Raw genomic sequence first — 21,192 nt, forward strand, 5'->3', positions numbered from 1 at the left:
CGGTACTATTCTGACAGGAGCCCCCATGTCCCTTGATCTCTGGCTGGCCTTTGTGGCTGCCTCGACTGCACTGTTGCTGATCCCCGGACCGACCGTCCTGCTGGTGCTAAGTTATGCTCTGTCGAAAGGACGCAGCGTTGCCGTGGCCTCGGCCACTGGCGTTGCCGTCGGAGATCTGATCGCCATGACCGCGTCTTTGCTGGGCTTAGGCGCACTGGTGCTGGCCTCCGCCACCTTGTTTTCGGTCCTGAAATGGGTGGGGGCAGCCTATCTGATCTGGCTTGGCATCAAATTGCTGCGCAGCGCCCCATCCGGTGGGTTGAGCACCGTCGAGACCAGCCGGGACGTCACTGCCCGCAGCGTGTTCGGTCACGCAGCAGCCGTGACGGCGCTTAACCCGAAATCCATTGCCTTTTTCATTGCGTTCGTGCCGCAATTCCTGCGCCCCTCGGACCCTCTGGGCCCGCAATTCATCATCCTGATCGCCACATTCGTCGGACTCGCTTGGCTGAACGCGCTAGCCTATGCGCTGCTGGCAGATCGGCTGCGGGTGATGATCGGACGAGCGGGCGTGATCACTGCCATGACCCGGTTGGGAGGGCTGGCCCTGATCGGAATGGGTGTCGCGACTGCGGTTTTGCGCCGTCCAGCCTAGTCTTCGGCGTTTTCCTTCATGAAGCCGCGTATGAACCGCCGAATTTCGCGGGCGGCCGAAGTGTCCAACTCTTTGCACAGTTCGACAAAAGCGTCCCGCTCATCCTTGTCCAGACGCAGGACCAACTGACTGTTTTTCTTGGTAGAACCCTTACCGTCTTTCTTGGCCACGCTGCACATCCCTGACAAAGTCTTGATTCTTCCCGAGATGCATTGTATATACATCGCATAGAAATTGTAGTTATCGAGCACCTAACAATAAATAAGGAATATGGCAATGAACCTTCATGCTGCTCAGGCATTTCTTTTGCAAGACCAGCGCAACTGGCGCAAACCTCACCTAGCTTGGCTGCCCTCGGCGCTGTATCGCTATAAAAGCTTCCCGACCATTCTTGCGGGACGTCATAAATAAACACTCTCAATCAATCCTTGCATGACCGACCCCAATGGGCCAAACAGCCCAGCGTGTTTTGACGCCAAAGGGGTCCTTCCATGTCCAGAAACAAAACGGTCAAGGATTACATCCGAACCATCGTCGATTTCCCCCATGAAGGGATCATGTTCCGGGACGTGACAACGCTGTTCGCCGACCCGCGCGGGTTTCGCATGGCGATTGATCAGATGCTGCACCCTTATGCAGGCGAGCGGATTGACAAGGTTGTGGGACTTGAGGCCCGCGGCTTCATTCTGGGCGGCGCGATTGCCCACCAACTGAGTGTCGGGTTCGTCCCGATCCGCAAAAAGGGCAAGCTACCCGGCACGACGATCAGCCAAGACTACAAGCTGGAATATGGTGAGGCTATCGTTGAGATCCACGACGACGCGATCCAGCCCGGCGAAAAAATCCTGGTGGTCGATGATCTGCTGGCCACCGGGGGCACAGCTGCCGCCGGGATCAAACTGATCGAGAGATTGGGCGGTGAGATCATCTCTTGCGCGTTCATCATCGACCTACCCGACCTTGGCGGTCGCAAATTGCTGGAGGAGATGGACATGGATGTGCATGTCCTGTGCGAATTCGAAGGTCTCTGACTGCAAACTGATCACAAAGCTGTGAGTTGAAAATTCGTTCTACGCTGGCTTAGCGCAGAGTTTGGCGGCTTCAAGTCAAAGTCATCAACATATTCAGTGATCCTGTTTTGAATAGCGCGCGTACCCCTGTTGATGCCACCAAGGGCATCCCAACAAGGGAATCTTTTATCATGTTTCGCAAATTCGCAATTGCCGGCGTGTCCGGCGCCCTGATCGCCACCGCTGCTTTAGCCGGAGCCAAGAAAGACATTGTGGATACCGCTGTCGGCGCGGGCAGCTTTGAGACTCTGGTCGCTGCTGTTCAGGCCGCCGAGTTGGTGGATACTTTGAAAGGTGAAGGTCCATTTACGGTCTTCGCCCCGACTGACGAAGCCTTCGCAGCCCTGCCTGAAGGGACCGTTGAGTCTCTGCTCAAGCCCGAAAACAAAGATCAACTGGTCGCTGTTCTGACCTATCACGTGGTACCGGGCAAAGTGATGTCGGGTGATCTGTCCGACGATATGAAGGCTGCGACCGTGCAAGGCGGCGACGTGACAATCGATCTGGACAACGGCGTGATGGTAAATGACGCCTCAGTCGTTCAGGCCGATATCGAAACGACGAATGGCGTGATCCACGTTATCGACAAAGTGATCCTGCCATCCTCGTAAAACGGCGCGCGGCTCGGGGGTACCCGGGCCGCACTTATACCGACAAAACAGCCCCGGGGTTCATGATCCCCTTGGGATCAAGCACAGACTTGATCGCCCGCATTGCAGCCAGCTTGGCCGGATCGCCGTAGCGTTCCAGATCATCTGTCTTCAGCCGTCCAATCCCATGCTCTGCGCTGACCGATCCACCGAACTTGTGCACAAGATCGTGGATGGCACGCTTGATCAGGGCCCGCTGCACATCGAAATCAGAGCGATTACGCCCTGCCGGGGGAAACACGTTGTAGTGAAGATTACCGTCCCCCAGATGACCGAAACAGTTGATGCGAAACGGCCCCAACGTGGCAACAACCTCTGCCCCCTGTCGGATAAACGCGGGGATTTCCGAGATCGGCACTGAGATATCATGGCTCGAAACTGAGCCGATCAGCCGGTTCGCCTCGGGGATTCGCTCGCGCACAGCCCAAAGATCAGCCCGCTGCGCCTCGCTTTGCGCGATCACGGCATCCCGGACCAAACCCCTTGCCTCAGACGCTGAATAGAGCGTCTCAAGTGCCTCCTGAGGTGCGATATCGCCGAACAACCCAATCTCGATCAATACGGACCATTCCGGCGGGGATGCAAATGGCTGACGTATATCCGGCAGCACCTCGGACAGAAAGTGCAGCCCCTGCCTGTGGATCAGTTCGAACGTGCTGACACCGTCCCCCAGCTGATCCCGCGCCAGGGCCAACAAATCAATGGCAGCTTCGGGCGACGGGACCTGCACCATCGCCGTTCCAACCCCAGCAGGACACGGCGACAGCTTAAGCGATGCCGCGGTGATGATCCCCAACGTTCCCTCAGACCCGATCAGCAAATTGCGCAGGTCATAACCGGTATTGTCCTTGCGCAACCGGCTGAGCCCATGCCAGATCTCCCCATTGGGCAGAACCGCCTCAAGCCCCAGGCAAAGATCGCGTGCATTGCCATAGCGCAGGACGTTGACCCCACCCGCATTGGTCGCAAGGTTGCCGCCAATCCGGCACGACCCTTCCGCGGCCAGAGACAGAGGAAACAAGCGGATTGCTTGCCGGGCAGCCGCTTGAATATCAGCCAGAACGGCTCCGGCCTCGGCAATCAGAATATTCTCGGTCGGATAAACCGCGCGGATAGCTGTCATCCGCTCCAACGAGATCAACAGCGGCGCAGGCCCATCAGGCATCACCTGCCCACCGACCAGCCCGGTTCCGCCCCCATAAGGCACAACCGGTATCGACGCCGCAGACGCCAACCGTATCAGCGCCGCGACCTCTTCCGTTCGACGCGGGGCCGCGACAAGACCGACCTGTCCTGAAAATCTGCGGCGCGGCTCCTCTGCATATCGCAGCTCGGGAACACGTAAAACGTCATCGCCCAGAGAGTCGCGGATGGATTGAGCAAAGGTTTGGTTAGCAGGATTCAGTCTCATAGGCATTCCTTGACCAACTCCGCCGGACCCGGCAAGCCCTATTCAAGCTCGATCAGATATTGAGGCTCCAGCACCACCACCGTCGGCCGATCCGGCAATGTGCGCAGCGACACAGTCAATTCCGAGATACCATCCCGCTCAACCGGGAACTCATCCCGGATATCGACCAGAAACCGGTCCAGCGAAAAGCCCGAAAACCAATGCATCGGAATAATGACCGAGCTTTTCAACCGCTTCAGCACCTCAATCATCTCGGGCAGAGGCATGGTCGTGCCCCCATCTACCGCGGCCATGACCACGTCCAGCCGCCCCAAGGCTGCGAATTGTTCGTCCGACGGGACATGATGCAAATGCCCCAGATGGCCAATGCACAGCCCCTCGATTTCGAAAACAAAGATAGAGTTTCCGCGCTCCTCAACCCCGCCATAGACCGAACGAATGTCGGTCGAGACATTGCGCACCAGCATCTCACCCAAATCCAGATGATGCTCGATCCCCTGCCCGAACTCCCCCCAACCGGGCAAGACATGCGGAATCGCCGGGTCGGGATGCGCCGTCCAATGGGTGCTATGAGCATGGTTCATCGTGACCACATCCGGGATCAGATCGGCACTGCCAATAAACCCTGTGAAATCCGTCACCGCATTCAACCCGCCCCGCGTCTGAATCAGAAACGAGGCATGGGCGACATAGCTGATCCGCACCGAAAACTCCGGCACCGGGTCCGTCCAGGCGGCTTTGTGAACATACTCAATTCCAGGTGCGGCATCCGCAATGGCAATACAATGGCTTGGCCGCCGCTCCTGCGCCGCAGCCCCACCCGAAATCACCAACAATATCGCAACCACCCAGCGCATAACCCGATACTAGCGCAGATGCGCCGCAAGTCATGCCCCTTGTTCTTCTGTTCAAAAATACCTCGGGGGAGGCGCGGCTTGCCGCGACGGGGGCAGAGCCCCCTAGCCCGCGTCGGTCCTGCCGCGACGGTCCGACCGCAGGCACGCATACAGAACATGCGTCCGCCAACGTCCATTGATCTGCAAATAGGATTGCGCCACGCCCTCATATTTGAAGGCTGACCGCTCCAGCAACCCGCGCGAGGGCTTGTTTTCGGGCAAACACGCCGCCTCGATCCGGCTCAGATCCAAGCGCGTAAAGGCATGATGCACAACTGCCCCGATCGCCTCGCGCATATAGCCGTTCCGCGCATAGGCCTGCCCGGTCCAATACCCCAGCGTTCCCGCCTGCGCAGGACCCCGCCGAATATTGTCCAGCGTGATCGCGCCGACCAGCCGGTCATCCTCGCGCCGGAACAGAAACAGCGGTATCGCCGTCCCGCTCGCGACCGAGCGCTGCGCCCAATAAACCCGGTTAGTAAAAGACTTGCGGCTTAGGTGGTCCTTGGCCCAGATCGGCTCCCACGGAGTGAGAAACTCTTTTGAGGCCCGCCGCAGCGCCGCCCAGTCGTTGAAATCGGAATGCACCGGCGGGCGCAGGCTGAGGCGCGCTGTCTCAAGTTTCAGCTTGCGTCGGCCCAGAAGCATCACGCCGCGCGCCTCTCCTGCAATTCCGCCAATGTGGGCGCGCCCGAGACCGGACCATACAGCGCCAGCGCCGCCGGGGCCTGTATCGCCATGGTTTCGGCAAAGGCACGCACGTCCTCGGTGCTGACCGCATCAATCTTGGCCACGGTATCTTCAAGCGAGGGCACCCGGCCCCAAATCTGCACCAACCGCGCCAGACGCTCAGCCCGGTTCGAGGGGCTTTCAAGCCCCATCAGCATTCCGGCCTTCATCTGCGCACGCGCACGGGCGACCTCTTCGGGGCTCATATCTTCGGCAGCGCGCTTCATCTCGTCGATTGTGATCGTCGCCAGCTCGCCTATCTGATCGGCTGACGTACCTGCATAGATCGTGGTCGTTCCGGTATCCGCATAGGCCCCGGTTTGCGCAAAGATCGTATAGCAGAGCCCGCGTGTCTCGCGCACCTCCTGGAACAAGCGCGATGACATACCCCCACCCAAAGCGGTCGAGTAAATCTGCGCGGTATAGATCGCATCATCACGGTAGCCGGGGCTTTCCAACGCCAGCGCAAAATGCGCCTGTTCTAGCTCTTTCTCCTGTCGCGCTTCGCCGCCGGTGAACTTCGCGGCTTCTGCAATCAACCCCTTGCGCGGTTGCAGATGGCCAAACATCTCTTCGGCCATTTTCATCAGCGCGTCATGATCCACGGCGCCAGCCGCAGATAGGATCATCTGCTCAGGGCCATAGTGTTCAGCCACGAAACCCGACAAGTCCTCGCGCGAAAACGCGCTGACCCGTTCGGACGGTCCCAGAATGGTACGGCCCAGAGGTTGGTCGTGATAGCTCTGCTCTTGCAGCCAATCGAAAATCACGTCGTCGGGCGTGTCATAAGCCTGACCGATCTCTTGCAGGATCACGCCGCGCTCGACCTCGATCTCGCGCGGGTCGAAGATGGGGTTCAGAACGATGTCGCCGATCACGTCCATCGCCAGCGCTACGTCATCTTGCAGAACACGCGCATAATAGGCCGTCACCTCGCGCGAGGTGTAGGCGTTGATATAGCCGCCCACATCCTCGATCGCCTCGGCGATTTGCAAAGCCGAACGTCGCTCGGTTCCCTTGAACGCCATATGCTCAAGGAAATGCGCAATGCCGTTCTGTTCGATCCGCTCGTTCCGCGCACCCGCGGTCACCCAGATGCCGATGGCCGCAGATTGCAGCCCCGGCATGTTCTCACTGACGATCCGAAATCCGTTCTTCAGCTGGTCTTGTCTGACAGTCACTCGGCGATATGCCCTTTGATATGATCCTCGAGGGCACCCAGATCATTGGCAATCCGTGTCACCCGTTCCGGACGTTCATACAGATCAGACATGCGGGATGGAAGAGGCGGATATTCCCCGCTTGCCTTCTCTACCGCTGCCGGGAATTTCGCCGGGTGGGCGGTGGCCAGAGTGATCATCGGAACCGCCACTGCGCGTTGTTCTTCGGCGACCTTAATTCCAACGGCAGTGTGCGGGCAGACCAGTTCGGCACTGTGGGCCAGCGTGTGTTTGATTGTCGTCAGCGTTTCATCCTCGGACACACGTCCCGAGTCGAAGCTTTCGCGCAGGGCCTCCATCGCGCCCTGACTGACGTTGAAACCCCCGCGTTTCAACTCATCCATCAACTGCGCCACGGCGCTGCCATCCTCGCCATATGCATAGTAAAGCGCCCGTTCAAAGTTCGAGCTGACCTGAATGTCCATCGACGGGCTGATCGACGGGATAGTGTCGCCCTTGAAATACCCCTCGCCCGACAGGCAGCGGTGAAGAATGTCGTTCTGGTTGGTCGCCACAACCAGACGATCAATGGGCAGCCCCATGCGTTTGGCCAGATAGCCCGCGAAGATATCGCCAAAATTGCCGGTGGGCACGGTAAAGCTGACCTTGCGATGCGGTGCCCCCACACTGACAGCCGCCGAGAAGTAATACACGATCTGCGCCAGCACCCGCGCAAAGTTGATCGAGTTCACCCCGGCCAGCTTCACCCCGTCGCGGAAATCGAAATCGTTGAACATATCTTTCAGCGCGGCCTGACAATCGTCAAAATCGCCATCCACGGCCAGCGCATGCACGTTGCTGTCGGCGGGCGTCGTCATCTGACGGCGCTGCACCTCAGAGACACGACCATGGGGGAACAGAATGAACACATCCACCGCGTCTAGCCCCCGGAACGCCTCAATCGCGGCCGAGCCTGTATCGCCACTGGTCGCCCCCACGATGGTCACACGATCATTGCGCCGCTTCAGCGCAACCTGGAACAGCTGGCCGATCAGCTGCATGGCAAAGTCCTTGAAGGCCAGCGTAGGGCCATGGAACAGTTCCAGCAGGAAGTGGTTCTCGTTCAGCTGCTTCAAGGGCGCGCGGGCGTCATGGCCGAAGCCTTCGTAAGCACGGGTGATGATGTCCTTGAACTCCTGCTCGGTGAACGAGCCGCTGACATAGGGCCACATCACACGGAACGCGATCTCTTCATAGGGCAGACCGGCCAGAGCGGCGATCTCATTATGGCTCATCACCGGAATCTCAGCGGGCAGGTACAAGCCGCCATCGCGGGCAAGGCCGGTCAGCATCGCCTCTTCAAAGGTCAGTTCCGGCGCTTGGCCGCGGGTCGAGATATATTTCATTGCTCTTCACTCTGTGCAGGGGCGCGGTTGCGCCACAGGAAATAACCGGTCATTGCGGCCCAGACCAGAGCCAGACCAAACCATGTGATTGCATATTGTAGGTGATCGTTTGGAATTCCCGCTGTATCGACCGGAAGAGGCGTGATGCCGGGGTCGGTTTCCGACCGCGCGATCAGCAGGATCGGTTCGGCTCCAAGCGCGGCGGCCAGATTGGGCACATCGCGGGCAAACCAGATGTTGTCGTCAATATCGGGTTCGGGCGTGTAGCTGTCGATCTCATCCGGCCAATGCAGGTTGCCGGTTACGGTCATTGGCCCGGTCAGTCGCTCGACCAGTTTCGCCGTGGTGGGCACAAAGCCGCGATCCACCAAAATAGTCCGATCCTCGGTGCTGAACGACTGAATGATCCGATAGCCCGCCCCGACCTGCTTGACCGAGACCAGAACGTGGATCTCCCCCGGCTCCATATCGCCCGAGATTGTCACCGGCAGGTATTTGTCGGTGTCTTCGGAAACGCTCGGCGGCAGGTCCACAGGATCTGCTGCTATGCGCGAGTCGATCTCGGCCAGAACGCCTTCTTTCCAGGCCAAACGCTGCACCTGCCAGACGCCCAGCGACAGCAGCACGCCCAGACCGGCAAGCCCAAAGATCAGCAGGAACAAAATGCGGCGCATAGTCAGGTGAAACCTTGTTACAGAAACCGGCGTCTTGTTAAGGGCAGCGTAATCCCGATTGCAACCACGCAATTGTATGGGGCGCAATCTTGCGCCCCCGATCGAGAAAAAGCCGCCCCTCGGGGCGGCTTTTGCAATTTACCTATCTGAGCGGATCAGAACAGCGGAGCCTGACCCCAGATATAAACGGCAAAGAAAAGGAACAGCCAGACGACGTCCACAAAGTGCCAGTACCAAGCGGCGGCCTCAAATCCCACGTGCTTTTCAGGTGTGAAATCGCCCTTCAGAGCTCGGATCAGGCAGACACTCAAGAAGATCGTCCCGATGATCACATGCGCGCCGTGGAAACCGGTTGCCATGAAGAAGTTCGAATAGAACTGGTCGCCACCGAATTCCCAGCCTTCATGCGCCAGCAGCTCATAATACTCGAACGCCTGCAAGCCGGTGAACGCAATACCCAGCACAATACCGATAGCCAGACCCTGCACCAACGCCTTGCGGTCGTTGTTGTGAACCAGAGCGTGGTGCGCCCATGTGATCGCACAACCCGACAGCAACAGGACCAAGGTGTTGATCAGCGGCAGGTGGAACGGGTCAACCGCATGGATATCGGGCTGGATGTACTCGGTTCCGGCATAGTCGTACATCGGATACATGCGATGTTTGAAGAACGACCAGAACCAGGCAAAAAAGAACATCACTTCGGACATCACGAACAGGATGAAGCCATAGCGCAGGCCGATGCGCACCACCGGCGTGTGGTCGCCCGCGCGGCTTTCGGCCACCACTTCGGACCACCAGGCGAACATGGTATATAGAACGGCAACCAGACCCATCCAGAACATGAACGACGTGACGCCGTGCATCCACAGGACGGCTCCGAACAGCATCACAAAGCCGCCAACGGCGCCGATCAGCGGCCAGATCGACGGGGCCAGAATGTGATAATCGTGGTTTTTAGCGTGTGCCATCAGCGTCCCTCACCTAAAGGCATTAGTTCGTGTTTGTATCAGCCTGCGCATCAAGGGCGGCATAGCCCTCGGGCAGGTCAATTTCGTAGAATGTATACGACAGCGTGATCGTATGCACATATTTCGCTTCCAGATCCTCGACCATCTCAGGATCGACGAAAAAGCTTACCGGCATCTGAACCCGCTCGCCGGGCTGCAGGACCTGTTCTTCAAAGCAGAAACAGGCGATTTTCTGGAAATAGCCGCCGGCCGAATAGGGCGCGACATTGTAGGATGCCTGCCCCGCAATTGGTCGGTCCGTCGGGTTATAAGCCTCGTAAAAGGCCAACCCGTTCTCACCGATGCGTACTTCCATCTCACGTTCGACCGGTTTGAACTCCCACGCCATGTCCTTGGCCTTAGACGCGTCGAAGCGGACGGTGACGGTGCGGTCGAGAATATCCTCGGGCGCGGCTTCAGCCACACCTGTGGTGCCGCCAAACCCGGTGACGCGGCAGAACCAGTCATAAAACGGCACCGCAGCCCAGGCGAGGCTGCCCATCAGCACCACGACGCCCACAGTTTGAACAACCGTCTTTTGAGGACCAGACAGCGCCATCAGTTCTGTACCTCTTGCTTCGCCATGTTGAAATCGGTGCCCGAGACTTTGACGATCGTCAGACCGAAAATTATCACGATGAACGCCGCCAGCGTCAGGCCTACGCCCAGATTGCGACTAAAACGACGTTCGTGCAGTTCGTGGCTTTTGCGCAGGCTCATGACCAGCCTCCCAGCCCATAGGGTTTCAGCAACGCTTCGACCAGAATCGCGCCGAAGTGCAGGAAAAGGTACAGCAGGGACAGTTTGAAGAACGACCGCTCGACCTTGAAATTATCTGCTTCCGAGTCGTCCTCGGTCCGGCGCGCAATTGCCCATGCACCGCGCAGGAACAAGGCGTTCATCACTATAGCGACGGTCAGATAGACCGGACCACCAATGCCCGAGAATGCCGTTCCAACAGCCAGCAGCGCCAGAAGGCCCGTGTAAACCAGGATATGCCTGCGCGTCGCGCGGCGGCCATGAGTCACGGTCAGCATCGGCACGCCTGCGTCGTCATAGTCCGAGCGCATGAACAGCGCCAACGCCCAGAAATGCGGCGGGGTCCACATGAAGGTCAGGGTGAACATCAGCCAAGGCTCAATCGACATCGTGCCCGTGGCCGCGACCCACCCGATTACCGGCGGGAAGGCCCCTGCCGCGCCACCGATCACAATGTTCTGAGGCGTCGAGCGTTTCAGCCACATCGTGTAGACGACGACGTAGAAGAAGATGGTGAACGCCAGAAACGCACCAGCAAACCAGTTGGTCGCCAGCCCCAGCATGATCACCGACAGGCCCGACAGCGCCAATCCCAACGACAGCGCTTCGCCTTCCTGCACTTTACCCGCCGGAATCGGTCGACCCTTGGTGCGTTTCATCACCCGATCAATATCCGCATCCCACCACATGTTCAGCGCGCCAGACGCGCCGCCGCCGATGGCGATGAAAAGAATGGCACAGAACCCGACAAAAGGATGCACCGGCACCGGTGCTGCCAGCAGACCCACCAAGGCCGTGAACACGACCAGTGTCATCACGCGCGGCTTCAGCAGGGCGAAATAATCGCCAAAGCTGGCCTCATCCGCGTGCGCCGAGGCGGTCACTTGGCTGGCATTGATGCTTGCGTCGCTCATGTCCGGTCCTTTGGGGGCAAAAGCTGCGCGATCCCCGCGCAGCCCACTTGTTAAAACCTAGGCCGCAAAGGGCTTAGTTCGAGGCAACCTGATAGGTGTCAGGCTGACCTGCATACTCTTCCAGAGCACCCTGCAGCCATTCCTCATAAGCTTCTTCGCTGACCACTTTGACGGTGATCGGCATATAGGCATGGTCCTTGCCACACAGTTCCGAACACTGTCCGAAGTACACACCTTCCTTGTCGGCCTGGAACCACAGCTCGGCCAGACGACCGGGCACACCGTCCTGCTTCACGCCAAAGGACGGGATGGTCCACGAATGAATCACGTCGGACGCGGTGACCTGCATAACGATGACCTTGCCCACGGGCACGACAACAGCGGTGTCGGTGGCCAGCAGCCACTCATCATCGCTGTAACCGGCATCTGCCAGCTTGGCGCGCATTGCATCATCCAGAACAAACGGGGTCACATCGGCATCCGCCGGGCGTGCACCTTCGTCCAGCGTGGCCGGATGGCCCAGCAGGTAGCTGTCGAATGCAAAGTCGTGGTCGACGTATTCATAGGTCCAGTACCATTGGTTGCCGACAACCTTGATCACCACGTCGCCTTCGGGAATTTCCTGCTGTTTGAACAGAACCGGCAGCGAGAATGCACCGATAAAGACCAGAATCAGGATCGGGCCCAGCGTCCACGCGATCTCAACCGGGGTATAGTGCGAGAACCGCGCAGGTTCAGGGTTCGAGCGTTCATTGTAGCGCACGATGCAATAGATCAGCAGACCAGCCACGAACAGACAGATCGCGGTGATGATCACCAGAATCATCCCGTCCAGCCGCTGAATTCCGGTGGCCAGCTCGGTCACGGCGGGCTGGAAGCCCATACCACCATCAACCGGTTTGCCAATAATCTCAAGCTCCTGAGCCATGGCCGGAAGGCTGGAGAGGGCTGTCATAAAGCCCGAAAGCATCAAAGCATTCTTCATGTTCTGTCCTGATCGTTTGATCTTTGCGTCCCTGGCGAAAAGGTGTGAATCGGTCGCACCTCTCCCGTTGTCTTTAGCCGCGTTAAAAACCATATTCCTGCGGGTAGATAAAGCAAAATGCTTGCGTCAAACAGACGCTATTTTTGATCTGGATCAAACCCGAAAGGTCCCAAGTGATGCCCAACGACCCGTTTCGCCCGTTTGAAAGCGTTCTTCCACAGGACGAAGCCCTTGCGGTCCTTCAATCTGCCACCGCCGGGGCCGAGGACGGAGAGCTGTTTGTCGAGCGTCGCAAATCCGAAGCGTTGGTCTTTGATGACGGTCGGCTAAAGACTGCGTCTTATGACGCGTCCGAAGGGTTCGGCCTGCGGGCGGTGCAAGGCGAAGTGGCTGGGTACGCGCATTCCACCGATGTTTCGATCGGCGCTTTGAAACGAGCCGCCGAAACCGCGCGTTTGGCGGTTGGGGATGGCGGAGGAACGCTGGCGGACGCTCCGCGCGCTACGAACAAGCGGCTTTATACGGATGAGGACCCAATAGAATCCGCCAGTTTTCCGGTCAAAATCGAAACCCTGCGCGAGATCGATGCCTTTGCCCGCGATCTGGACCCTCGGGTCGTACAAGTCAGCGCAACCATCGCTGCCGCTGTGCAGGAGGTTGAGATTCTCCGCCCCGATGGCGTGCTGGTACGCGATGTGCGACCGATGACGCGGCTGAACATCTCGGTGATTGTCGAGCAGAACGGTCGCCGCGAAAGCGGCTCGGCCGGAGGGGGCGGTCGTGTTGGGTTGGACGGGCTGATCGACCCGGCAGACTGGCAGGACAAGGCGCGAGAGGCATTGAGGATCGCGCTGGTCAACCTCGACGCCATCCCCGCCCCGGCCGGTGTGATGGAGGTCGCGCTTGGCCCTGGCTGGCCCGGCATTCTGCTGCACGAAGCCATCGGTCATGGGTTGGAGGGCGACTTCAACCGCAAGGGCAGTTCCGCCTTTGCCGGGCTCATGGGGCAGCGAATCGCATCCAAAGGCGTGACCGTGGTAGATGATGGCACGATCCCGGATCGGCGCGGCTCGATCTCGGTCGATGATGAGGGCACGCCCAGTTCGCGCACGGTTTTGATCGAGGATGGCATCCTGACCGGCTACATGCAGGACCGCCAGAACGCGCGTCTTATGGGGGTTGCCCCTACCGGGAATGGCCGTCGTCAAAGCTATGCTCACAAGCCAATGCCCCGCATGACCAACACTGTCATGCTGGGCGGGGACGCCGATCCTGCGTCTTTGGTCGCCGACATCAAGGACGGTATCTGGGCGGTCGGGTTTGGCGGTGGTCAGGTGGACATCACCAATGGCAAATTCGTCTTCTCGTGCACCGAGGCTTACCGTGTCGAAAACGGCAAAATCGGCGCACCGGTGAAAGGGGCCACGTTGATTGGCGATGGCCCGTCCGCGCTGAACCGTATTCGTGGCGTTGGCAATGACATGGCGCTGGATCCCGGCATGGGCACCTGCGGCAAGGACGGTCAATGGGTGCCCGTTGGCGTTGGCCAACCTACCGTTCTGATGGACGGCCTGACCGTGGGCGGATCGGCGGCCTAGGTTAGAATCGTGGCTCATCTGTTGGGGCGCAGGGTTAACACTGCGCCTCAAATCCTGCGCATAGATTTGGGCAATATCTGGTTGGCCCTATTGTTGCGGAAAAATATTTTCGTTATTTTTCAGAACGCTAGACATTGTCACGAGATCAAATCGCAAAAATACCGGAAAAATTTGAGGGGATTCAGAAGCTGTTAACCCCTACAGTCGTAAACCAGTTGTGCAATCAGGCGGAGCAACGGATGACCGAAGAGCAGCTTTCTTCCTATCACCCCACACTCCCACCCACCACGGAAGAGGATCGGTTTTCCTGGCTTCGTCTGTTGCGCTCTCGCAAGGTTGGTCCGGCAACGTTTCGTCGGCTGCTGCGGGAACATGGCTCAGCGCAGAATGCGCTGGCCGCGCTGCCCGAAATGGCACGCGCTGCCGGTATCGAAGGGTATGAAACGTGCCCGCCCGGCGTGATTGAGGCGGAACTCAAGGCCGCAAAAGCTGCCAAAGCGCAGCTTTTGTGCCTTGGGTCCGCCGATTTTCCTGACGCTTTGAACGATCTTAACGATGCCCCGCCGATGCTGTGGGCCATCGGCGACGTGTCGATCTTTCACCACCCTACGGTGGCGATGGTTGGCGCGCGCAATTGCTCGTCACTCGGCGCGCGGATGGCGCGGGGGCTGGCGACGGATCTTGGCAAACAGGGACATGTCATCGTCTCGGGCCTGGCACGCGGGATCGACACCGCAGCGCATATGGCCGCGTTGGACACAGGTACTGTTGCTGTGATGGCCGGTGGCGTAGATGTGATCTATCCCGCCGAGAATACTGATCTCGCTCATAAAATCGCCGAATCCGGGTTGCGTGTATCGGAACAGCCCATGGGCGTGACACCGCAAGCCCGGCATTTTCCGCGCCGCAACCGGATCATATCGGGGCTGGCGCAGGCGGTTGTCGTGGTCGAGGCCGCCGCCAAATCCGGCAGCCTGATCACTGCGCGGGATGCACTGGATCAGGGACGTGAAGTTCTGGCCGTTCCCGGCCATCCCTTTGATGCCCGCGCCGCAGGATGCAACCTGTTGATCCGCGACGGGGCGACTTTGGTGCGTTCGGCAGAAGACGTGATCGAAGCCCTGCCCCAACACGACCTGTTCACAGCTACTCGATCGCAGGAAACCTCAACAATCACAAAGCCCACCCCGCCTGCCACGTTGCACCAGGCGATTCTGACCCGCCTCGGTCCCTCACCAATTGCCGAGGATCAGTTGATCCGTGACATCGCCGCCTCCGCTGGCGAAATCGGCCCTGCACTTGTGGATCTTGAGCTGGAAGGGCGTATCCAACGTCAACCGGGCGGGTTGCTGTCTCTTTCGGCTTAAAGGCCTGATTTTCGCCTGTATCGCTTTGAAATCACCTCTAAATTCCAATGAGCAAAGGAACGCATTGACAATTCGCTCTTGCCCTACACATTTTGCACCATCATAGAAGGCGCCAAATTCGTCGAGCGAGGTTTTCCCCTAAATGCCTGTAGTTGTTGTAGAATCCCCTGCCAAGGCCAAAACGATCAACAAATACCTTGGCCCCGACTACACGGTTCTGGCGTCTTATGGCCATGTGCGCGACCTGCCACCCAAGGACGGATCGGTCGATCCCGAACATGAATTCGAGATGAAATGGGAAGTCGGCACCGACAGCCGCAAGCATGTCAAAGCCATCGCCGACGCCTTGAAAGAAGACAACGCCCTCATCCTCGCCACTGACCCCGATCGCGAGGGCGAGGCGATCAGCTGGCACCTGCAAGAGGCGCTGACCAAGCGCCGCTCGATCAAGAAGGACACGCCCGTCAGCCGCGTGACCTTCAACGCCATCACCAAGGACGCCGTGACCGAGGCGATGCAGAACCCACGTCAGGTCGATATGCCTCTCGTAGAAGCCTATCTGGCCCGCCGCGCGCTGGACTATCTGGTGGGGTTCAACTTGTCCCCCGTCCTGTGGCGCAAGCTGCCCGGGGCGAAGTCGGCAGGCCGCGTGCAATCGGTCTGTCTGCGCCTGATCGTCGAGCGCGAGATGGAGATAGAGGCATTCAAGCCGGTCGAATACTGGTCGGTCAAAGCGCTGTTCGAGACCCCGCGCGGCCAAACTTATGAGGCGCGTCTGGTCACTCTGGCTGGAAACAAGCTGGACAAGCACGACCTGAAAAACACCACGCAGGCAGAACTGGCTGTGCAGGCGATCACCAGCCGCGCACTCAGCGTTACCTCCGTCGAGGCGAAGCCTGCGGCGCGCAACCCGTCGGCCCCGTTCATGACCTCGACCCTGCAGCAGGAGGCCAGCCGCAAGTTCGGCATGGGCGCGCGCCATGCAATGCAGGTGGCGCAGCGACTGTATGAGGCGGGCTACATCACCTATATGCGGACCGACGGTATCGACATGGCCCCCGAGGCCGTGGCCGCCACTCGCGATGCCATCTCTGACCGCTATGGCAAGGAATACGTGCCGGACAGCCCGCGCATCTACAAGAACAAGGCCAAAAACGCGCAGGAGGCCCACGAGTGTATCCGTCCCACGGATATGTCGCGCGATGCCAGCGACCTGAAGATCACGGATGAGGATCAGCGCAAGCTGTATGACCTGATCTGGAAGCGCACGATTGCCTGTCAGATGGCCGCGGCACGGCTGGAACGCACCACGGTCGAGATCGGCAGCGATGACGGCCAAGTCGGTTTGCGTGCCACCGGTCAGGTGGTCATGTTCGACGGCTTCATGCGCGTCTATGAAGAAGGCCGCGACGACGTTGCCGATGACGACGATAAACGCCTGCCGCAGATCATGCAGGGCGATCCGGCGCGGTTCGCCAAGACCTCGCTTAAGGATCAGTTCTCGAAAGCCGAGGACAAGGCCGCAGTTCTGTCCGACAATGAGGCCGTTCTGGCCCTGCAACACCATACCCAACCACCCCCACGCTATACCGAGGCCACGCTGGTCAAACGCATGGAAGAGCTAGGGATCGGGCGTCCATCAACCTATGCCTCGATCGTGACCACGATTCAGGACCGCGAATATGTGCGCAAGGATAAGAACCGGCTGATCCCCGAAGAAAAAGGCCGGATTGTCACGATCTTTTTGCTGAATTTCTTCCGGCAGTACGTGGGCTATGAATTCACCGCCAATCTGGAAGGCGAGTTGGACGATGTCAGCGCGGGCGACCGCGACTACAAAGACCTGTTGGGTAAATTCTGGCGCGATTTCTCGGCCGCGATTGGGGAGACGTCCGAGCTGCGGATTTCCGAAGTACTGGACAAGTTGGATGAAGCGCTGGCACCCCAGCTGTATCCGCCGCGCGAAGACGGCTCCGACCCCCGCGTTTGCCCGAAATGCGGCTTGGGGCAACTGCACTTGAAAACCTCGCGCACCGGCGGGTTTGTCGGCTGCGGCAACTACCCCGAATGCACCTATACCCGCCCCATCGCGGGCGAAGGGGCTGAGGGCGATGAACGTCTGCTGGGCGAAGATGCGGGCGATGAGATTTGGCTGAAATCCGGCCGGTTCGGGCCTTACGTCCAGCGCGGCGAGCCAAGGCCCGAGAACAAGAAACCCCCGCGTGCATCCCTCCCCCGTGGATGGAGCAAGGATGACATGGATCTGGACAAGGCGCTGACGCTGCTGTCCTTGCCCCGCCAGATCGGCGAACACCCCGAGGGCGGCATGATCAGCACGAATTTCGGACGGTTCGGGCCCTATATCATGCACCAGATGCCGGAAGAGGCGAAGCCCGTCTATGCCAACCTCAAAGACCCCAATGACGTCTTTGAAATCGGCATGAACCGCGCGGTCGAGATGTTGGCCGAAAAGCGCGCCAATCCGGGCCGTGGACGCCGGGCGGCGGCAAAACCGCTTAAGGAGTTGGGCGATCACCCCGATGGCGGCGCGATGCAGGTGTTGGACGGACGCTATGGGCCATATGTGAAGTGGGAAAAGGTCAACGCGACCATCCCCAAGGATATCAAGCCCGAGGACGTGACGCAGGAAATGGCCATCGAACTGGTCAACGAACGCGCTGCCAAGAAAGGCACCAAAAAGAAAGCTGCCCCCAAGAAGAAAGCCGCAGCGAAGAAGACGGCCAAAAAGGCGGCCTCATAGGTAGAAATACCACCACCCTGTTGGATTCGTTGACTTCCCCGTGACGTGGCGGCACAACCTGCCCATCACCATGTCATTGGGGGAGTTTTTTCATGAAAAAAGTCTATGCAAACGCGGCCGAGGCGCTGGACGGGCTGCTGCATGACGACATGTTCATCGCTGCAGGCGGATTTGGCCTCTGCGGTATTCCGGAACTGTTGCTTGAGGCCATCAAGGAGGCAGGTACGCAGAACCTGACCTTTGCGTCGAACAACGCAGGCGTCGACGATTTCGGCATCGGCATTCTGTTGCAGACCAAGCAGGTCAAGAAGATGATCAGCTCGTATGTTGGCGAAAACGCCGAATTCATGCGTCAGTACCTGGCCGGCGAACTCGAGCTAGAGTTCAACCCGCAAGGTACTCTTGCCGAACGTATGCGCGCCGGTGGCGCAGGTATCCCCGGTTTCTATACCAAGACCGGAGTTGGCACCGTGATCGCCGAAGGTAAAGAGCACAAGGACTTCAACGGCGAGACTTACATAATGGAGGAAGGCATTTTTGCCGACCTCGCGATCGTCAAAGCGTGGAAGGCCGACGACACCGGCAATCTGGTGTTCCGTAAGACTGCCCGGAACTTCAACGTGCCCGCTGCGACCTGCGGCAAGGTCTGCGTGGCCGAGGTTGAGGAAATCGTGCCTCGTGGCTCGCTGGACCCCGACGCGATCCACCTGCCCGGCATCTATGTGCATCGCATTATTCAAGGCAGCCACGAAAAGCGCATCGAACAGCGCACCACCCGCAAGAAGGAGGACGCATAATGCCCTGGGACCGCAATCAAATGGCCGCCCGCGCAGCGCAAGAGTTGGAAGACGGCATGTATGTGAACCTCGGCATCGGTATTCCGACGCTGGTGGCGAATTATGTGGGCGACAAGGACATCACTCTGCAATCCGAGAACGGAATGCTGGGCATGGGCCCCTTCCCTTTCGAGGGCGAGGAAGACCCCGACCTGATCAACGCGGGCAAGCAAACGATTACCGAGCTATCTCGTACGTCCTATTTCGACAGTGCCACGTCCTTTGGCATGATCCGGGGCGGCAAGATCGCCGCCGCTGTTCTGGGCGCGATGGAAGTCGATGAAGAAGGCGATCTGGCCAACTGGATGATCCCCGGCGTGCTGGTCAAAGGCATGGGCGGTGCGATGGATCTGGTGGCCGGTGTGGGCCGCGTGATCGTAGTGATGGATCACACCAACAAGCACGGCAAATCAAAGTTGCTGAAGAAATGCACCCTGCCTTTAACAGGCAAAAAAGTGGTGAACCGCATCATCACCAATCTGGGTGTGTTGGACGTGGTCGACGGCGGCCTCAAGATCGTCGAGATCGCCGAGGGCGTGACCGAGGACGAGATTCGTGCCGCCACCGAGTCCAATATCGTCAACTGAGTATCCAATGAAAAGGCCCGCTGGTTCAAGCGGGCCTATTTCAATTCAGCGTCTGAAACACGCAGCCGTCGGAAATGAATTGGGGTGGCGTGGAACAAAGCGCGCGGGCCACCTGAAACGCCGCTAGCACCTTGGGCACATAGTCCCGAGTCTCGGAAAACGGTGGCACCCCGGCATGTTTGCGCACCGACCCCTCGCCTGCGTTGTAGCCCGCCAGCACCAGAATCGGGTCGTTGTCGAACTCGTTCATCAGCCAGTCCAGATATTTCACACCACCCGAGATGTTCTGGCCGGGGTGAAAACTGTCCTCGACGCCAAAGCGCCTGGCAGTGGCAGGCATAAGCTGCATCAACCCCTGTGCACCTGCTGAACTGACCGCGTCAGACCGGCCAGCCGATTCCACCGAGATCACAGCCAAAACCAATGCTGGGGACACATTAGTGCCCACGGTCTGCCGCAGGATCTCAATCCCTTGCTGCTGTGCAATGGTCTGAAGGGTCTGCAGCCGAGGGGAGGCCACGTTGATTGCGATCAGCGCATTCATCGCATCTTCCAACCGGCCAGCCCGGGCCTGCGCCAATTCAGGAGATATCTTGTCCCAGAAGGCTTTGTAGGACCCAACCGGTTTGTCCGATCCGCCCGGCAAGGCCGGAGGTGCGACGCGGGTACGAGCGATTACCTCCGGCACCTCAATCTCTGCCCCGGTACTGGGCGCGGACGGAGCCGCCGCATGTTCCTGAGGTGTTATCTGCACGGTCACGCGTGGGCGCGTCCCCGGCTTTGGCGCTTTGACACGTTTATAGACACCTCTTGGCTCTTGCGTCTGCGCAAGCGCTTGAACAGGAGCCAATATCGTCGCAACCGCCAAGCTGACGCTCAGCATTACATTCCGGAGATTCATTTTGCCCGCCTCACGGATTTCTTTTGGCTGATATGAACCCGGAATCGACGGCTAAGGCCATAAAAACAACGTGAATTGGGGCAGATTCGCCTCATTTGCCGCAATTTTGCATCGCAGATTTCACATCCTCGAGCAAAAGAGAATATTTTAATTGTTTATTATCAGTGACTTACCGTGAAAGCTATCAAAAAGTTAAACTTAAGCGAAAAAATTTGGGGTTTGGCCCAATTCCTGCCACGCCTGCCCGTCAAACATAATGCCATACCGAGACGGTCGGGAGCGGACTGAGAGAGAAAGCTCTGGAAGACGCCGAGGTTTACTTAACTATTTTGATCCTTAGGAGGGACGTAACATGATCAAGTTCATCAAGAACTTCTGCAAAGACGAAGACGGCGCCGTAACAGTTGACTGGGTCGTTCTGACCGCAGCTATCGTTGGCCTGGCCGCAGTTGCTTACACTCAGATCGGCGACGGCACCGCGACTGTTTCGCGCAACGTCGGTACCGCACTTGGCACGGTTGACACTCCGTCCGACATCAACACTTCGTTTGGTACTACTCCGTAATACCACTCCTGTTGAAAACAAATTCGGTGGGGTCATGCTTAGTTAGGCTTGGCCCCATTTTTTTTAAGCGTCCTTGCCATGGTGCCACATGCTAAAAAGACTTAAACAGTTTTTGGATTGCGAAAATGGAGCAGTCACGGTCGACTGGGTTGTTTTGACCGCCGCGATTGTTGGATTCGCTTCTTTCATCGGCCTTTACATAGCGGAACCAGTAAAAGACTTGGACGCCAGAAACGGCGCCGCGGTCTCGTCTGTAGT

At 58.6% G+C, this 21,192-nt stretch carries 23 protein-coding genes; 10 read left to right on the forward strand and 13 right to left on the reverse strand.

What is annotated here, in order from left to right:
- Positions 1 to 25 precede the first annotated feature (25 nt).
- Positions 26 to 655 (forward strand): LysE family translocator, encoded by a 630-nt coding sequence (locus tag ACR3E7_RS09095; RefSeq protein WP_480502775.1) that lies wholly within the window; start codon positions 26 to 28, stop codon positions 653 to 655.
- On the opposite strand, the gene ACR3E7_RS09100 is transcribed toward ACR3E7_RS09095, so the two are convergent.
- Positions 652 to 825, reverse strand: coding sequence for a hypothetical protein (locus tag ACR3E7_RS09100; protein ID WP_170354960.1), 174 nt, complete (start codon positions 823 to 825; stop codon positions 652 to 654). The genes ACR3E7_RS09095 and ACR3E7_RS09100 overlap by 4 nt on opposite strands.
- A gap of 106 nt (positions 826 to 931) precedes the next feature.
- Here ACR3E7_RS09100 and ACR3E7_RS09105 point away from each other — a divergent pair, with 106 nt between their 5' ends.
- The 3 genes from ACR3E7_RS09105 (at position 932) to ACR3E7_RS09115 (ending at position 2,336) form a co-directional block, all read left to right on the forward strand.
- Positions 932 to 1,066, forward strand: coding sequence for a hypothetical protein (locus ACR3E7_RS09105; RefSeq protein ID WP_480502776.1), 135 nt, complete (start codon positions 932 to 934; stop codon positions 1,064 to 1,066).
- 80 nt (positions 1,067 to 1,146) lie between these two features.
- Positions 1,147 to 1,686, forward strand: coding sequence for an adenine phosphoribosyltransferase (locus ACR3E7_RS09110; RefSeq protein ID WP_170770004.1), 540 nt, complete (start codon positions 1,147 to 1,149; stop codon positions 1,684 to 1,686).
- Positions 1,687 to 1,856: 170 nt separating this feature from the next.
- Positions 1,857 to 2,336: a fasciclin domain-containing protein gene (locus ACR3E7_RS09115; protein WP_170770003.1), complete on the forward strand. Its 480-nt coding sequence runs from the start codon at positions 1,857 to 1,859 to the stop codon at positions 2,334 to 2,336.
- Positions 2,337 to 2,370: 34 nt separating this feature from the next.
- Here ACR3E7_RS09115 and ACR3E7_RS09120 read toward each other — a convergent pair whose 3' ends face one another.
- The 11 genes from ACR3E7_RS09120 to coxB form a co-directional block, all read right to left on the reverse strand.
- The gene (locus ACR3E7_RS09120) at positions 2,371 to 3,786 is read right to left on the reverse strand and encodes an FAD-binding oxidoreductase (protein ID WP_480502777.1); all 1,416 of its coding nucleotides are present in this window, start codon (positions 3,784 to 3,786) and stop codon (positions 2,371 to 2,373) included.
- Positions 3,787 to 3,824: 38 nt separating this feature from the next.
- Positions 3,825 to 4,643 carry an MBL fold metallo-hydrolase gene (locus tag ACR3E7_RS09125; RefSeq protein WP_170790402.1) on the reverse strand — a complete coding sequence of 273 codons (819 nt, stop codon included), beginning with the start codon at positions 4,641 to 4,643 and terminating at the stop codon, positions 3,825 to 3,827.
- A 102-nt stretch (positions 4,644 to 4,745) separates the two neighbouring features.
- On the reverse strand, positions 4,746 to 5,330 hold the full coding sequence (locus tag ACR3E7_RS09130) for a GNAT family N-acetyltransferase (protein ID WP_170770610.1): 585 nt from the start codon (positions 5,328 to 5,330) through the stop codon (positions 4,746 to 4,748).
- Entirely contained in the window at positions 5,330 to 6,592 is a 1,263-nt protein-coding gene (locus ACR3E7_RS09135; RefSeq protein ID WP_170790401.1) for a M16 family metallopeptidase, read from the reverse strand. Before ACR3E7_RS09135 ends, ACR3E7_RS09130 begins: the two co-directional genes overlap by 1 nt.
- The gene (thrC, locus tag ACR3E7_RS09140) at positions 6,589 to 7,977 is read right to left on the reverse strand and encodes a threonine synthase (RefSeq protein ID WP_480502778.1); all 1,389 of its coding nucleotides are present in this window, start codon (positions 7,975 to 7,977) and stop codon (positions 6,589 to 6,591) included. Before thrC ends, ACR3E7_RS09135 begins: the two co-directional genes overlap by 4 nt.
- Positions 7,974 to 8,651, reverse strand: a complete 678-nt coding sequence (locus ACR3E7_RS09145) for an SURF1 family protein (RefSeq protein ID WP_480502779.1) — start codon at positions 8,649 to 8,651, stop codon at positions 7,974 to 7,976. The genes thrC and ACR3E7_RS09145 overlap by 4 nt, the downstream gene beginning before the upstream one ends.
- A gap of 155 nt (positions 8,652 to 8,806) precedes the next feature.
- Positions 8,807 to 9,622 (reverse strand): cytochrome c oxidase subunit 3, encoded by an 816-nt coding sequence (locus ACR3E7_RS09150; RefSeq protein WP_170769997.1) that lies wholly within the window; start codon positions 9,620 to 9,622, stop codon positions 8,807 to 8,809.
- A 22-nt stretch (positions 9,623 to 9,644) separates the two neighbouring features.
- On the reverse strand, positions 9,645 to 10,220 hold the full coding sequence (locus ACR3E7_RS09155) for a cytochrome c oxidase assembly protein (RefSeq protein ID WP_170782862.1): 576 nt from the start codon (positions 10,218 to 10,220) through the stop codon (positions 9,645 to 9,647).
- Positions 10,220 to 10,381, reverse strand: a complete 162-nt coding sequence (locus ACR3E7_RS09160; protein ID WP_170769995.1) for a hypothetical protein — start codon at positions 10,379 to 10,381, stop codon at positions 10,220 to 10,222. Before ACR3E7_RS09160 ends, ACR3E7_RS09155 begins: the two co-directional genes overlap by 1 nt.
- A complete protein-coding gene (gene cyoE, locus ACR3E7_RS09165) occupies positions 10,378 to 11,334 on the reverse strand; it encodes a heme o synthase (RefSeq protein WP_170769994.1) in 957 nt (318 codons plus the stop codon). The genes ACR3E7_RS09160 and cyoE overlap by 4 nt, the downstream gene beginning before the upstream one ends.
- A 73-nt stretch (positions 11,335 to 11,407) precedes the next feature.
- Positions 11,408 to 12,319, reverse strand: coding sequence for a cytochrome c oxidase subunit II (coxB, locus tag ACR3E7_RS09170; protein ID WP_170790398.1), 912 nt, complete (start codon positions 12,317 to 12,319; stop codon positions 11,408 to 11,410).
- 176 nt (positions 12,320 to 12,495) lie between these two features.
- On the opposite strand from coxB, the gene tldD reads away from it, so the two are divergent.
- The 5 genes from tldD to ACR3E7_RS09195 all read left to right on the forward strand — a co-directional run bounded on the left by tldD (position 12,496) and on the right by ACR3E7_RS09195 (position 19,468).
- Entirely contained in the window at positions 12,496 to 13,917 is a 1,422-nt protein-coding gene (gene tldD / locus ACR3E7_RS09175; RefSeq protein WP_170790397.1) for a metalloprotease TldD, read from the forward strand.
- A 239-nt stretch (positions 13,918 to 14,156) separates the two neighbouring features.
- Positions 14,157 to 15,284, forward strand: a complete 1,128-nt coding sequence (gene dprA / locus ACR3E7_RS09180) for a DNA-processing protein DprA (protein WP_480502780.1) — start codon at positions 14,157 to 14,159, stop codon at positions 15,282 to 15,284.
- Positions 15,285 to 15,426: 142 nt separating this feature from the next.
- Entirely contained in the window at positions 15,427 to 18,045 is a 2,619-nt protein-coding gene (gene topA / locus ACR3E7_RS09185; protein ID WP_480502781.1) for a type I DNA topoisomerase, read from the forward strand.
- 92 nt (positions 18,046 to 18,137) lie between these two features.
- Positions 18,138 to 18,842: a CoA transferase subunit A gene (locus ACR3E7_RS09190; RefSeq protein ID WP_170782869.1), complete on the forward strand. Its 705-nt coding sequence runs from the start codon at positions 18,138 to 18,140 to the stop codon at positions 18,840 to 18,842.
- A complete protein-coding gene (locus ACR3E7_RS09195) occupies positions 18,842 to 19,468 on the forward strand; it encodes a CoA transferase subunit B (protein WP_480502782.1) in 627 nt (208 codons plus the stop codon). The genes ACR3E7_RS09190 and ACR3E7_RS09195 overlap by 1 nt, the downstream gene beginning before the upstream one ends.
- Before the next feature lie 40 nt (positions 19,469 to 19,508).
- Here the strand turns inward: ACR3E7_RS09195 and ACR3E7_RS09200 are convergent, their stop codons facing one another.
- Positions 19,509 to 20,369 carry a lytic transglycosylase domain-containing protein gene (locus ACR3E7_RS09200; protein ID WP_170782871.1) on the reverse strand — a complete coding sequence of 287 codons (861 nt, stop codon included), beginning with the start codon at positions 20,367 to 20,369 and terminating at the stop codon, positions 19,509 to 19,511.
- 352 nt (positions 20,370 to 20,721) lie between these two features.
- On the opposite strand from ACR3E7_RS09200, the gene ACR3E7_RS09205 reads away from it, so the two are divergent.
- Positions 20,722 to 20,934 (forward strand): Flp family type IVb pilin, encoded by a 213-nt coding sequence (locus tag ACR3E7_RS09205; RefSeq protein ID WP_170769986.1) that lies wholly within the window; start codon positions 20,722 to 20,724, stop codon positions 20,932 to 20,934.
- Positions 20,935 to 21,192: the final 258 nt, after the last annotated feature.

The organism is Ruegeria sp. BK1 (assembly GCF_056535645.1).